This is a genomic window from Desulfuromonas sp. (genome assembly GCF_002868845.1).
In the GTDB taxonomy this organism is placed as follows: domain Bacteria; phylum Desulfobacterota; class Desulfuromonadia; order Desulfuromonadales; family BM501; genus BM501.
The window spans coordinates 20863-34751 of the sequence record NZ_PKUB01000023.1 but is presented as its reverse complement, the minus strand read 5'-3'; the positions used below and the strand labels follow the sequence as shown (position 1 = coordinate 34751).

Annotated in this window: 12 protein-coding genes; 11 read left to right on the top strand and 1 reads right to left on the bottom strand. The window is 58.5% G+C overall.

Translation table 11 applies throughout. The annotated features are described in order from the left end of the window. Window positions 1–61: 61 nt before the first annotated feature. From nadC to C0617_RS07320, 9 genes are all read left to right on the top strand, one after another. Window positions 62–886 carry a carboxylating nicotinate-nucleotide diphosphorylase gene (nadC, locus tag C0617_RS07360; RefSeq protein WP_291316373.1) on the top strand — a complete coding sequence of 275 codons (825 nt, stop codon included), beginning with the start codon at window positions 62–64 and terminating at the stop codon, window positions 884–886. A gap of 18 nt (window positions 887–904) precedes the next feature. After that, the gene (locus tag C0617_RS07355) at window positions 905–1894 is read left to right on the top strand and encodes a biotin--[acetyl-CoA-carboxylase] ligase (protein ID WP_291316372.1); all 990 of its coding nucleotides are present in this window, start codon (window positions 905–907) and stop codon (window positions 1892–1894) included. Window positions 1895–2009: 115 nt separating this feature from the next. Further along, entirely contained in the window at window positions 2010–2813 is an 804-nt protein-coding gene (locus tag C0617_RS07350) for a type III pantothenate kinase (protein ID WP_291316371.1), read from the top strand. 119 nt (window positions 2814–2932) lie between these two features. Continuing rightward, window positions 2933–5011 (top strand): elongation factor G, encoded by a 2079-nt coding sequence (gene fusA / locus C0617_RS07345; protein ID WP_291316370.1) that lies wholly within the window; start codon window positions 2933–2935, stop codon window positions 5009–5011. A gap of 37 nt (window positions 5012–5048) precedes the next feature. After that, window positions 5049–6104, top strand: a complete 1056-nt coding sequence (locus C0617_RS07340) for an SPOR domain-containing protein (protein WP_291316369.1) — start codon at window positions 5049–5051, stop codon at window positions 6102–6104. Window positions 6105–6204: 100 nt separating this feature from the next. Further along, entirely contained in the window at window positions 6205–7080 is an 876-nt protein-coding gene (locus tag C0617_RS07335; RefSeq protein ID WP_291316368.1) for a hypothetical protein, read from the top strand. Between the two features lie 114 nt (window positions 7081–7194). Beyond that, window positions 7195–7914, top strand: a complete 720-nt coding sequence (locus C0617_RS07330; protein ID WP_291316367.1) for a TIGR02266 family protein — start codon at window positions 7195–7197, stop codon at window positions 7912–7914. Between the two features lie 599 nt (window positions 7915–8513). Then, window positions 8514–9557 (top strand): multiheme c-type cytochrome (locus tag C0617_RS07325; protein WP_291316366.1); only part of this gene is annotated, 1044 nt, incomplete at its 5' end. Between the two features lie 498 nt (window positions 9558–10055). Then, window positions 10056–10460 (top strand): hypothetical protein, encoded by a 405-nt coding sequence (locus C0617_RS07320; RefSeq protein ID WP_291316365.1) that lies wholly within the window; start codon window positions 10056–10058, stop codon window positions 10458–10460. Window positions 10461–11018: 558 nt separating this feature from the next. On the opposite strand, the gene C0617_RS07315 is transcribed toward C0617_RS07320, so the two are convergent. Then, window positions 11019–11219 carry a cold-shock protein gene (locus C0617_RS07315; RefSeq protein WP_291316364.1) on the bottom strand — a complete coding sequence of 67 codons (201 nt, stop codon included), beginning with the start codon at window positions 11217–11219 and terminating at the stop codon, window positions 11019–11021. Between the two features lie 131 nt (window positions 11220–11350). On the opposite strand from C0617_RS07315, the gene C0617_RS07310 reads away from it, so the two are divergent. Both C0617_RS07310 and C0617_RS07305 read left to right on the top strand, forming a co-directional pair. Continuing rightward, a complete protein-coding gene (locus C0617_RS07310) occupies window positions 11351–11989 on the top strand; it encodes a hypothetical protein (protein WP_291316363.1) in 639 nt (212 codons plus the stop codon). Window positions 11990–12162: 173 nt separating this feature from the next. Further along, a complete protein-coding gene (locus C0617_RS07305; RefSeq protein WP_291316362.1) occupies window positions 12163–13683 on the top strand; it encodes a TIR domain-containing protein in 1521 nt (506 codons plus the stop codon). Window positions 13684–13889: the final 206 nt, after the last annotated feature.

Here is a 13889-nt window from a genome sequence, read left to right as displayed (position 1 = left end):
TTTGTCTGCTGTGCTATAAAAAAGCATTTTCAATATGTTAGCCGCCACTCAGGAGTCTACGATGCTGGAAATCGATCGCATTATCCGCAATGCTCTGCAGGAGGACATCGGTCTCGGCGACGTGACCACCCTCGCCACGGTGAGCCCGGGCAAGGTGGTCCGGGCCGAGTTCGTGGCCAAGGAAGATTTCGTCCTCTCGGGCATCGACGTCGCTCGCCGGGTCTTTCAACTGCTCGACGAGGAGGTGGCCTTCGAGAAGATCATCGAGGACGGCCAGAGCGTCCGGCGCGGTGAGGTGCTGGCCTGGCTGAAGGGCGAGGCTTCTTTCCTTCTTCAGGGCGAGCGGGTGGCTCTCAACCTGCTGCAGCGCATGAGCGGGGTGGCCACCCTGACCTCCCGCTTCGTCAAGGCGGTCGAGGGGACCGGGGCGACCATCGTCGATACCCGCAAGACCACCCCGGGCCTGCGGATCCTGGAAAAATACTCGGTACGCTCGGGGGGGGGGCGCAATCACCGCACCTCCCTTTATGACGGCGTTCTGATCAAGGAGAACCACATCGCCGCCGCCGGGGGCATCGCCACCGCCGTCGGACGCGCCCGCGACTACGCCCCCCATACCCTGAAAATCGAAGTGGAGACCCGCGATCTCGCGGAGGTGGGCGAAGCCCTGGAGGCGGGGGCCGACATCATCCTGCTGGACAATATGGATCTTGAGACCCTGTGCAGCGCGGTGGAGTTGATCGACGGCCGAGCCCTCGCCGAAGCCTCCGGGGGGGTCAACCTGGAGACAGTTCGGGAGATCGCCGAGACCGGGGTGGATCTCATCTCGGTGGGGGCGATGACCCACTCGTACCTGGCCGCCGATATCTCAATGCTGTTTCGCTAGGGCGGGAAGGACCGAAAAATGACGGCAGGCGGTGCGCGGGAAGAGATTCTTAAACTGTTTCGGCAGAAGGGCGGAGGGTTCGTCTCCGGGGAGGAGATCAGCCGGGGCCTCGGGGTCTCCCGCTCCGCCGTCTGGAAGCAGATCGGCCTGCTGCGGGAGATGGGTTATACTATCGAGGCCGTGACCTCCAGGGGATACCGCCTGACGGGGATTCCCGACGCGCTGACCCCCGTCGAGATCCAGGCCGGTCTCGACACCGGCGTGATCGGCCGGGAAGTGATCTACTTCGAGGAGACGGATTCGACCAACGCCCGGGCCTGCGCACTGGGCGAGGAGGGAGCCCTCGAGGGGACCGTGGTTGTCGCCGAGCGCCAGACCGGCGGCAAGGGGCGGATGGGGCGCCGCTGGGCCTCCCCCCCCGGAGTCAACCTGTACACCTCGGTGCTGCTGCGTCCGCCCATCCCTCCCGTTCTGGCTCCCCAGCTGACCTTTCTCTCCGCGGTGGCCGTGGCTCTGGCCGCCGAAGAGGTCGCCGGGCTGGCGGCGGCTGTCAAGTGGCCCAACGACATCCTCCTCGGGGGAAAGAAGGTGGCCGGCCTGCTCAACGAGATGAGCGCCGAAACCGAGGCGGTCCACTACGTCGTTCTCGGCATCGGCGTCAATATCAACATGGGCGCCGAGCAGTTCCCGGACGACCTCCGCTACCCGGCCACCTCCCTGGCCCTGGAGGGGGGACGTCAAATCTCCCGGCTGGAATTCACCAGGGCCCTGTACCGCCGCCTCGACGAGCTCTACGCCACGTTCCTCCGGGAGGGCTTCGGGCCCCTTCGCCAGAAGTGGCAGGACCTCTGCGACGTGGTGGGCCGAAGGGTCGAGGTCGACACCCAGGGCCGCATCCAGAGGGGTATCGTCCTGGGGCTCGAATCCGACGGGGCCCTCCTGCTGGAAGCGGAGAGCGGCGAACGGGAAAAGATCCTTGCCGGCGATGTGCGGCTCCTGGATGGCTGAGGACCGGGCGGGATGAAAACCTTCTTGGTTTTCCCCGCGGGATGGTCTAGGATTAGAAGCTGGTAACTCCCCCCGCGATCTTCGCGGACCCTCGGATTTGCCGGGAAAGAGGCCTATGCTACTTGTTATCGATGTGGGCAACTCCAATACGGTTCTGGGCCTTTACCGCGGCGAAGAGCTGCTTCGAAGCTGGCGCATCACCACCGATACCTCCCGGACGGTGGATGAGAACGCCATGCTCATCCACGAGCTGTTTCGCCTCTCCGAATTTCATTTCACCGATATCGCCGACGTGATCATCTCCTGCGTCGTTCCTCCCATGCTCACCGCCCTGGAAGGGCTCTGCCGGCAGTATTTCAAGCTCAAGCCCTACATCGTCGGGCCCGGGATCAAGACCGGCATGCCCATCCAGTACGATAACCCCCGCGAAGTCGGGGCCGACCGCATCGTCAACGCCGTGGCGGCCTACGAGAAGTGGCGCGGCAGCCTCATCGTCGTCGATTTCGGAACCGCGACGACCTTCGATTACATTTCGGCGCGCGGTGAATACCAGGGAGGGGCCATCGCCCCGGGGCTGGGCATCTCCTCGGAGGCCCTTTTCGAAAGGGCCAGCAAGCTTCCCCGGGTCGAGTTTGCCCGGCCTCCCCAGGTCATCGCCAAGAACACCGTCAACAGCATACAGGCCGGGCTTTTCTTCGGCTACGTCGGCCTCGTCGACGGCATCGTGGCCCGCATGAAGATGGAGGCCCGGGATGAGCCGAGAGTCGTGGGGACCGGCGGGCTGGCCGAGCAGATCGCCAGGGCTTCGGAGTCCATCGACGCAGTTGACCCCTGCCTCACCCTGGAGGGGCTGCGCATTATCTACACCCGCAACACGCCATCGAATCAGAGCGAATCGGCACCAAGGAGGAGCCAGTAGAGAGTCCGACTTTCCAGAATGCCCGAGTTCTAAGCAGTGCCAGGTGAACCCACAGGTTTAAGAGGTGTGATCTCATAACCGTATTTTCCCCTATTGCGGCTGGAATGAAAGGAGCGATCATGGCGAAGTTTCAAACGGCAAATCTACGTAACCTCGGAATTGTAGGCCAGGGCGACGCGGGCAAGACCTCCCTCACCGAGGCGATCCTGTTCAACACCGAAATGACCGATCGTCTCGGCAGGGTTGACGACGGGTCCTCCACCATGGATTTCGAGCCCGAGGAGATCAAGCGCGGAATCACCATCAGCTCCAGCCTTCATCACTGCGAGTGGAACGGTCACGACCTGCACATCGTCGACACTCCCGGCTACACGAATTTCCTTCACGATACCCGCAGCTGCCTGCGCATACTCGGAGGCGCGGTTCTGCTCGTTTCCGCCGTCGACGGGGTCAAGGCCCAGACCCAGACCATCTGGAAGTGGGCGGACGAGTTCGAGGTGCCGCGGATCGTCTTTGTCAACAAGCTCGACCGGGAGCGGGCCGATTACCTCAAGGCCGTCGACGACGTCGAGAAGACCCTCTCCACCCGGGCGGTGGCGGTCAACATGCCCATCGGCTCCGAGAGCGACTTCAAGGGGATCATCTACCTGATCGCCATGAAGGCCCGCATCTTCCAGTTCGACGAGAAGGGGACCTACGAGGAAACCGAAATCCCCGACGAGTACAAGGATGAGGCGGAACGGCTGCGCTTCATGCTGGTAGAGGCGGCCGCCGAAGCCGACGACGAGTTGATGGAGAAATACCTCGAGACCGAGGAGCTCTCCAACGAGGAAATCCTGCGCGGCCTGCGCGAGGGGACGCTGACCCGGGTCTTCACCCCCGTCCTGTGCGGCAGCGGCACCGCCAACATCGGGGTAAGGCAGCTGCTCGATTACATCGTCGCCTGTCTGCCCTCTCCGCTCGACAAGGGGGTCCAGTACGGAACGAGTCCCAAGACCGGCGAGGAGGAACAGCGCAGCCCCGATCCGGCCGAGCCCTTCTCCGCCATGGTCTTCAAAACCATCAGCGACCCCTACACGGGCAAGCTCTCCCTCTTCCGGATCTACTCCGGCACCCTCAAATCCGATTCGAGTTTCTACAACCCCAACAAGGAGACGACCGAGCGCATCGGTCAGATCTTCGTCATGGAGGGGAAAAAGCAGAAGCCGGTCCCCGAGGCGGCGGCCGGGGACATCGTGGCCGTGGCCAAGCTCAAGGTGACCGCCACGGGAGATACCTTGTGCGATGAGGCAAAGCCCATCCTTTTCGAAAGCCCCATGAGCCTCAAGGCCGTCATCTCCTTCGCCCTCGAGCCGAAGAGCAAGGGGGACGAGGACAAGATCTACGGCGGCCTGCAGCGCCTCATGGAAGAGGACCCGACCCTGCACATCCAGCGCGACGAGGAGACCAAGGAGATGATCCTCTCGGGCATGGGCCAGGTTCACGTCGAGGTGGCGGTTGAGAAACTCAAGCGCAAGTTCGGCGCCGAGGTCATTCTCAAGGAGCCCAAGGTCCCCTACCGGGAAACTATCAAAAAGAGCATCGAGCAGCACTACCGGCACAAGAAACAGTCCGGCGGCCGGGGCCAGTTCGCCGACGTCAAGATCAAGATGGAGCCCCTCGGCAGAGGCGGAGGGTACGAATTCGTCGACAAGATCGTCGGCGGGGTCATCCCTCGGAATTTCATCCCGGCGGTCGACAAGGGGATCCACGAGTCGATTCGCAAGGGCCCCCTCGGCGGCTTCCCGGTGCAGGACGTGCGCATCACCCTGTTCGACGGTTCCCACCATTCGGTCGACTCCTCGGAGATGGCCTTCAAGATCGCCGGCTCCATGGCCTTCAAGCGGGCCTCGGAGGCGGCTAGCCCGGTCCTGCTCGAGCCGATCATGCAGATGGAGATCACGGTTCCCGACGACTGCGTCGGGGACGTCATCGGCGACATGAACTCCCGGCGGGGCAAGGTGCTCGGCGTCGAGCCGCTCGGCACCAACCAGGTCGTCTCGGTCACGGTGCCCATGGCCGAGGTTCTCAAGTACGCTCCCGAGCTGCGCTCCATGACCTCCGACCGCGGCCTGTTCACCATGGAGTTCTCCCATTACGAGGAGGTCCCCTCGCACATGACGGCAAAGATCCTGGCTGAACTCAAGCAGGGAGAGTAGCTGTCGAATGCCCTGACCAAAGGAGGTCTGCCCGACCATGGCAGCCGAAGAAGAATTTAATTTCGATGAAGAACTGGAAGAACTGGAGGAGGTGACCGGGCCGGAATACGAATCGGTTCGGACTCCGGAGGACGGACTGCAGGCCCCGGAGGAGTCTCCGGGGCCTGAGGGCGCCCCGCTCCGTAAAAAGAGCCCGCTGCCCCGGATCCTGGGCGCGGTGCTGCTGCTGGTCGTGGCGGCCTCGGCCGGTCTTTACCTTTATTCCGGACGGCAGGACGCTCCCGGGCAGTCGGTCCGCCCAGAGCTGCCGCAGCGACAGCCGATCGCAATCCCCGCCTCGCCGACCGGCGAGCCCGGGCGGGAAAAGCTTTCGGACCCCGCGAACCGGCCTGCTCTGGAGCGGGGGGTGATCGTCGAGGTCCACAAGTCGGAGCCTGCCCCAGTTCAGGCTTACAAGCCGAAGCCTGCCCCAGTTCAGGCTTCCAAGCCGAAGCCTGCCCCAGTTCAGGCTTCCAAGCCGGAGCCGGTCGCAGGCCCGGCTCCCCCGGCACAGAAGCCGGTCGGGCGCTCCGAAGCAGCCTCCGCCCGAACCGGGGCCTTCACTCTGCAGGCGGGCGCTTTCCTTGTTGAGGCCAATAGCGCCGAGGTGGCCCGGAAGGTCCGGGAGCTCGGCTTTGAGCCCCGTTCTCGCAAAAAGGACAAGACGGTGGAGATGACCCGGCTGCGGATCGGCATCCTTCCTGCCGCCGAAGCCAAAAACAGGCTGGACGAACTGGCCGAGTCGGTGCCCCAGGCCTTTCACCTTCCCCGGGGCGGCGACTGGGCGGTCTACGCCGCTTCCTTTCACGATCTGCGCGGGGCGCGGGAATATGCCGAAGAACTGGCCCGGAAGGGCATCGCGGTCGAGGAGGAGAGAACCCGGGTCGAGCTTCCCTTGATTGTCCTGAGCTTCGGGGCCTTTCCCGATCGGGCCGCCGCCGAAAAGGCGGCATCCCTGGCCCGGGAGGCCGGACTCGAGGTGGACGTTGTACCCGGGGGGGCTTTGGAAAACGGGGATACGGCCCTTGTGAACCGGCATGCCCAGTCAGACTAAGAACCTGCGTCTCAAGGTCTCCCCCCGCGTGGCGAGGATCGTCAGGGAGGCCCCGCGGGAGTAGCAGTTAGCCGCTGCCCGCGGGGGGCTCTCTCTTCCGATGCGAGACTTCGCCCTGCTCCTTTTCCTGCTCGGTCACGGAAGGGATGCCGAGGTCAAGTCGGCCGCCCGCCAGACCCTGGCCGAAATACCCGCCAACGAACTGATCCCGGTCGTGGAGGACCCGGGGGTGCATCCCCAGCTTCTCGACTTCCTTGCGAAAGTTCGTCTCGGGGACGGAGCGCTCATGGCTCGGGTTTTGTCCAGCCCGGTCCTGGAACGGGGGACCCTGCTGCGGGTGGCCGCCGCGGCGCCCGCGCAGGTCCTCTCACTTGTGGTGGGAAGCGGGCGGTTCGACAAGGGGGACCGGGAGCTGACGGAGGCCCTTCTCGGCAACGCCCAGGCCGCCCCGGACCTCAAGGCGCAGCTCCAAGGTCCCCCCGAAGAGGCGCCTCCGGGTCCGGAGGCGTCCGACGGAGAAGAGTCCGGGGAAGAGTTCTTCGACGAAGGCGAAGAGCTCAACCTGTCCAAGTACCAGCTCTCCCTCGAGATGGAGGTCGCCGAGAAGATCAAGGTCGCCATGACCGGAGATAAGGAGTGGCGCAGCATCTTTCTCAAGGACACCAACAAGTTGGTCTGTACCGCCGCGCTGAAGAACCCCCGCATCACCGAGGGGGAGGTTCTGACCCTGGTCAAGAACAAGAGTTCCCAGGAGGAGCTGATCCGGCTCATTGCGCTGAACCGCGAGTGGGTCAAGAACCGCGAGATCAAGAAGGCCCTTGTCATGCATCCCCGCACCCCTCCACCCAAGGCCCTGCGTTTTATGGACGCTTTGACGGACAGGGATCTCAAGAACATGGTTCGCAGCCGGTCGGTGGCCCAGGTCCTGGTCAACAACGCCCGGCGGCTTCTGACGGCCAAGGAGAGCCGGCGGTAGCCGGCGGCCGGGGGCCCGCCTGACGCCGGCTGTTTGAGGGTGCGTTTTTTCAGGCTCATGATGCAGACATGTTATGAAGTAAAGAGCAGTGGGTATTTCCCGATGGAGGGTGGTGTGGCTAAGAAAAAGATTCTTCTCGTCGATGACGTCGAACTGTTCCTTGAACTGGAAAAGACCTTTTTCCGGCGGGAGGACTTTCACCTGCTGATTGCCAGAACCGGTAAAGAGGCCCTCGCAATCGCCAAGGCGGAAAAACCGGACCTGGTTTTCATGGATCTCCATATGCCTGAACTCGCCGGGGACGAGTGCTGCCGAATGATGAAGGCGGACGCGGAACTGAGCGACATTCCGGTGGTCATGGTCACCACCCGGGGAAGCGAGGCTGATATCGAGCGGTGCCGCCGGTTCGGCTGCGAGGACGTTTTGCCCAAACCGATCAACCGCCACCATTTCGTCGCGACGGCGCGCCGGCTCCTCGGCATCGCCGACCGCTCCCTGCCGCGCGTCCGGACGACCCTCCGTGTCCGCTACGGCACCACCGGCCAGCACCTCCTCTCCGATTATGCGGTGAACGTCTGCACCGGAGGGCTCTTTCTCGCCACCGATCAGCCTCTCGCGGTCGACACCTCTCTGGCGCTGAAGTTCGAGCTCTCCGAAAAGGTCGAGCGGGACGTTCATTGCCGGGGGAGGGTGGCCTGGGTAAAGGCGAACGGGGCCGCGCACCGGCCCGGGCTGCCCTGCGGCTTCGGCGTCCAGTTTACCGAGATCGCCCCGGAGGACATGGAGGCGATCCAGGAGTTCGTCAAGCAGGAGTCCATCACTCCCCACTGGTAAGACCCTCTCTCTTCCAGACCCGCCAAGGCCCGCCGTTTTTTAGGCGGGCCTTTTTTTCTCCCCCGGCGCCCCAAGAGTCACTTTTGCCACAGAGACGCAGAGGACACAGAGATGACGTATGGATATTTCCCTTCGCTCTGTGGTCGATGTGCCCTGGCTCGCGTTCTTCCTCCAGAAAGGCGCCTCTCTCCTCGAAGCCCCCCTTCCATTGTCGGCCTGTTGCCATCCGGCAGCGAGATGGTAGGCTCTTAATGTTGTGCCGGCAACGGCATCCCCATCGCTCGTTTGTCTTGAGTCGCTGCGGCGTCGGTCGTCGCTACGAGGCTCTGCCCGTCATCGAAAGGAAGTACGCCACCGGCCAAGGAGGACGCATCATGCTCAAAAGGTTATCTCTCGTAGGAATCGTGACCGTCGCAGGGCTGCTCTTGGCGGCGACAGGCGGCTTTGCCGCAACGGTCGATTGCATCTCCTGCCACAAGGCGTCGAACCCGGCGCTGTACATGCAGTGGAAGGACTCGGGCCACGGCCAGAACGGGGTCGGCTGCTACGACTGCCACAAGGCCGCCCCGGGCGATGTCGACGCCTTCGAGCACAACGGNACCTCCAACTCCTACCATGCCCACGCAGGCGAGATCCTTCAGTCCAAGGACGCCTACCTCGCCCATGCCGCCGGCGGCCTGCCGATCGTCATCGTCGGCTGCGAGTCGTGCCACGGCGCAAAGATGATCATCGACCAGAACGCGCCGAACAAGCTCTCCCCCCTGACCTGGCCCAACAGCGGGATCGGCCGGCTCAACCCGGACGGCTCCAAGGGGGCCTGCAACGCCTGCCACACCCGGCATTCCTTCTCCAAGAAGCAGGCCCGCCAGCCCGAGAACTGCGGCAAGTGCCACCTCGGCCCCGACCACCCGCAGAAGGAGATCTACGCCGAGTCCAAGCACGGCATCGCCTACTCCGGCTTCAAGGACAAGATGGCCCTCGACAGCAAGGAGTGGGTCGTCGGCGAAGACTACTACGAGGCCCCCACCTGCGCGACCTGCCACATGTCCGCCACCTCCAACCAGCCGATCACCCACGACGTCGGCAACCGCATCTCCTGGACCCTGCGCCCGCCCGTCTCCAAGACCAAGGACAACTGGAAGCAGAAGCGCCAGAACATGAAAGACGTCTGCAGCAGCTGCCACCAGGAGAATTTCGTCAACGGCCACTACTTCCAGTACGACGCCCTGGTCAAGCTGTACAACGAGAAGTTCGCCAAGCCCGCCGGGGCGATCATGACGATGGTCAAGGACGAGAAGCTGATGGAGAGCCCGGCGGCCTTCTCCAACCAGATCGAGTGGGAGTACTGGGAGCTCTGGCACCACGAGGGGCGGCGTGCGCGCATGGGCGCGGCGATGATGGGCCCCGACTACGCCTGGTGGCACGGCATCTACGACGTCGCCCACAACTTCTACTTCAAGTTCATCCCCGAGGCGCGCCACTATAAAAACGCCAAGGTCAACGCTTACATCGACAACCTGCTGGCGACCGACCCGATGCACAAGTGGCTGAGCACCAACACCGGGGAGATCAAGAAGGCGATAGGCAGCGGCGAGTTCCAGAAGATCTACATGAAACTGTTTGATCAGAGCACGACGAAATAGACTGAGAGGGCGGGCAGGGAGGATGTTTTCAATCCCTTCCCCATTATGATTTCGAAAGGTCCCGCTTTGCCAAAAGCGGGGCCTTTTTTTTTGACATCCGAGGACAAGGATTTCTCGAAAGGGAATTTGTCATGCCTTCATTGGGTTGAGGTGTTGATCTTGATGGTGGTCGCTGAATTGTGAACTTGATCTCTATTTCTTTTGGCAATTTAAGAGGGGAACCCTTTGATTTGTCATGGGCCGCATATTTTCCTGGCCCGCCCGGTATCTTTTGCCCGGGGAAAAGTGTATTATGGAAAGAAGTACGGCCATCCCAGATCCCCTTTCAGAAAATTTCCACCCTTCAAACCGTACGGAGATGAGGTTGCGGAGTGAAGAGATCCGACGGTCGTGCCGGATGTTTCATCACGTCAATTGTCAAGCCTGCCCGTAGATTCCAGAGATCTCCCTGGTTTTATTGGACATATCTTGGCCACCCCAAAGCAAGGGAGGACCGCTTTGTCAAACACCACGCTTTCAGCCGGTGACCCTATCGAAGCCCGCTGCACCAAGTGCCGCAAAAATTCCGACCACATCATCGTCACTATGGAAGAAGAGGCGCCCGTCAAGGTGCAATGCAAAACCTGCGAGCGCCAGCACAAGTATCGGCCGCCGACTGCTCCCAGAAAGCCTGCAGTGCGAAGAGTTGTCGATCCGAAGGTCGCCGAGCGCAAAGAGTGGGAACTTTTGAGGCCGAGCATGAAAACCGCCGAGGCGACGGACTATTCCATGACCTCCGCCTACAAGGTCAAGGCCCTGATAAACCATCCCGTCTTCGGCCTCGGGCTTGTTCAGCGCCTGGCCGGTTCGCAAAAGGTCGAGGTCCTCTTTGAGGACGGCAAGAAAACGATGCGCTGCAAGTAAACCTGTGCGGCCCGGTGGCCGTCCCCTTCGGCGGGGGCGTCCAGGGGGCGGGTTTGCCGGACGTATGGTGGGAAGATATCGAAATGGACATTTGCGACCTGTGTGAAACACAATCGAAGAAATCGCGCAATGGGAAACCCCATGAACACTTGATGAAGGTGGATGAGGTCCGCATTTTCAAGGGGGCGCCCCCGCGGGGCTTCGAAGAGCAGGATTACCAGTGCATAACCTGCAAGTCGAAATTTACCCAGAGTACAGATAAAAACGATCTGGCATGGACGCTTTGGCGGGGGTGAGTGGACGAAGGTTCGGCACGGGATAAAGACACTAAAGGGGCAGGTTGCTTTCGGACGAGCAGCCTGCCTTTTTCTTTGGCCCTCTTTGGCGAACCGGCATTATCTGTTGCCGGGCGGGGCGGAACTTACTGCGAGGGCATTGTCGTCGCGGAATTCGGGGCGTGGGGCCTGGGGCAGGTGTCAAGCTATGCGGGCGAAGGGAAATCAAAAAAGCCCCGCGGAAATCCGCGGGGCTTTTTTTCGAACATATGCAAAATCTTACTTAAATTCTGCGCACGTTGGACGACTGGGGGCCTTTCTGGCCCTGGGTGACTTCAAAGCTCACGCGATCGCCTTCGGCGAGAGATTTGAAACCTTCGCCCTGGATCTCGGAAAAATGAACAAACACATCAGGTCCATTGTCCTGCTCGATGAAACCAAAACCCTTTGCGTCGTTAAACCACTTCACTGTACCTTCAGCCATTTTTTTCTCTCCATGTCCCCTCTGTGGGGACTTTTTGTTGTGCAAATCACGACCGCCCAAAAAGAAAAAACACAAACCCAAGCGGGCCTGTGTTTTAAATCCAAGTTGACACCTTGTCAACCTGTGGAGCGATGAAAAACTTACACAAACTTACTTTAAGTCCTAGAAAGGTAACACGACGGTTTTTAAAAATCAACACAAAAATGCCCATGGAGAAAAAGAATTTTTCAGGACAGGGGTTGGCCCGTTGCTCCCGGCCTTTCGAGCGGCATCACGGAAAGCACGCTGGAACCTGGATGGGGGCTGAAAGTGACGACGCACAATTCTGCTGCGGGGATCGGTTGATACGCCTGCTGCCGGAAAATCCCCTGGAGCTGTTTCAGTCAGCCAGGGTAGATTTTCTCGGTATTCAGCGCATGATGTTTAAGGCGGAGAACCTCGCGGGACTTGTTTGCAATGGCGGCCCATCCTCCTTGGTCGGTCGGAGGTGCGGGCGAGGAATGGACTGCTTGGGAGAAAAGAAAATCAAAGCGCCGCAGAGCCACATCGGCCTGTTTTTCCTGCCAGTCTTCGCGGCGCTTTTGCAGGTGGGCAAGGAAGAGTTTCTTTTGCTCTTGGGAGATTCGGGAGGCCGGCGGGACAGAAAGAAAAGAATAGCATTCTCTAACCTATCGGATATAATGCGGAACGTATTTTTCATGAAGCGAAGCGTCGGCGGGCAACTCCTGCTGGAAGCACTCGAGCAGAACTCCCCTCCGTTCTTATGTTGACATGCAACATGAGACCGCCCTGCGCGGATTGTGAATGCAAAATTCTAACAGTTGTGGGGAGATTGCTGGTGGTTTCCCATCTGGGGCTGACACCTCGGGGCGGATTTTATAATTTTAACGCATGTCGCATAATCAAATAGTTAGCCAACCAAATATAATCAACAGGAGTTTGAATGGACGTTTATAGCGTTTCCGATGTGTTTAACGAAAGTGATGTTCCGGTGCTCACCTTTGTTGAACCTAAAGAATTTAATGACATTGTTGGGTCATTGGTTACTAGTGGAAAACACGTGACTTTAAGCGGACCATCGGGGTGTGGCAAAACAACACTAGCAAAAAAATCCCTTAATGATGCTGGCTTTGGACCAGGCAATACACATTGGATCTCTGGTAGAGACTATTCTAGTGCAACCTCAATCATCGAACTGTTCAGCAAAGAATTCTCTTGCGAGGATAACGACCAAGAAATATTAGAATATTTGCAGGCCGCAGGCATAGTTGTATTAGATGACTTTCACCATCTTGATGAAAATGTCCGAAATGAGATTGGTTACAAATTAAAGAGATGGAATGAACAAAAAATTCGTTTTTTTATAATAGGCATTGCAAGCTCTAGTAAAAAGATGCTCGACATCGATTCTGAATTAGGGATTAGAAACGATGTTTACGAAATGAAACGACAAGAGGATGATTTTTGCAGAAAGGTTATCGAACTAGGAGAGAAGCATTTAAATATAAAAATTTCTGAAGAATCTCGTAGGCAGTTTGTTTTGGCTGCCGATGGCATACCATCAGCTATACAGGTGATTTGTCGAGTTGCTTGCATTAGAAATAAGGTATTAAAAACTGAAGTTGAATGCAAGGATGTATCTTGCAAAATGGAAGAAATTAAAGATGGTGTTCTAAGGATTTACAAGGGCAAATACCATAACAAGCTAGTAGGCTTATGTAAGGGGAAACAGCAGGCCCGGTCAGTCCATAATACCTATTTTGATATAATTAAGATTATAAGCATTATTGGTAAAGGAGAGATTCAGTTCCAAGAGATTCAGCAGAGATTGTTAGCGCCGATTGCTGACCCAAAAGAGAAAGCAAAGAAAACAACATCATTTCATAACTGCCTTAAATATTTACCTTCTGTGATTGAAGAGAGGGGGCTTGATGATGCCATTTATGTTAATCGTGGCTCCGATAGCATATCTATTGAAGATCCGTCCTTCGGGTTGTATTTAAACTTAATAGATATCGACGAGATCGGACAATCTATAAAGCTAAGGCGTACCGGTTACCCATGGGATGTTGCGGTTTCATTTGCAGGTGAAAATAGAGACGTTGTAGAGCAGGTCAAAAGCATTCTAAATGATGCTGGTTATACGGTTTTTTATGACTTTGATGTACAGCATCAGCTATGGGGGGCAGACCTTAGAGTCAAATTGTCCGATGTTTATGCTAATGATGCGCAGTATATGGTTATCTTTTTGTCCAATTATTATCCAGAAAAAGACTGGACGAATTTTGAGTTTGAGATAGGCAAGGAGGCACGAGGAAAGAGAACCGAGACGTATTTGCTTCCAGTAAAGATTGATGACGTGGCAATCGTTGGGCTTTCCTCAAATGTTGGTTATATTGACCTCAGAAGATGCTCTATAGCTGACTTAACCAATTCATTGATTGAAAAAATAGAGCAAGGCTAACACGTTAATCAACCGGACGAAATTGACAAGTGTGCTTCCCGAATATCTCGGTGGTACGCGCCCCGGTTCTTCGTCGCAGGTTATCGTAATCCGTTGAGGCTGTAGAAAAACCCGTTCCACCAACTCCCAAAATGTCGAACAGAAAAGGCCCACCTGGAAACAGGTCGGGCCTTTATGCTTTATTGCGGTTTACAGCAAAGGTCACA

Coding starts and splice junctions, on each gene's coding strand:
- nadC (WP_291316373.1), top strand. CDS start 62: ATGCTGGAAATCGATCGCATTATCCGCAATGCTCTGCAGGAGGACATC.
- C0617_RS07355 (WP_291316372.1), top strand. CDS start 905: ATGACGGCAGGCGGTGCGCGGGAAGAGATTCTTAAACTGTTTCGGCAG.
- C0617_RS07350 (WP_291316371.1), top strand. CDS start 2,010: ATGCTACTTGTTATCGATGTGGGCAACTCCAATACGGTTCTGGGCCTT.
- fusA (WP_291316370.1), top strand. CDS start 2,933: ATGGCGAAGTTTCAAACGGCAAATCTACGTAACCTCGGAATTGTAGGC.
- C0617_RS07340 (WP_291316369.1), top strand. CDS start 5,049: ATGGCAGCCGAAGAAGAATTTAATTTCGATGAAGAACTGGAAGAACTG.
- C0617_RS07335 (WP_291316368.1), top strand. CDS start 6,205: ATGCGAGACTTCGCCCTGCTCCTTTTCCTGCTCGGTCACGGAAGGGAT.
- C0617_RS07315 (WP_291316364.1), bottom strand. CDS start 11,219: ATGGCTGAAGGTACAGTGAAGTGGTTTAACGACGCAAAGGGTTTTGGT.
- C0617_RS07310 (WP_291316363.1), top strand. CDS start 11,351: ATGAAAAACTTACACAAACTTACTTTAAGTCCTAGAAAGGTAACACGA.
- C0617_RS07305 (WP_291316362.1), top strand. CDS start 12,163: ATGGACGTTTATAGCGTTTCCGATGTGTTTAACGAAAGTGATGTTCCG.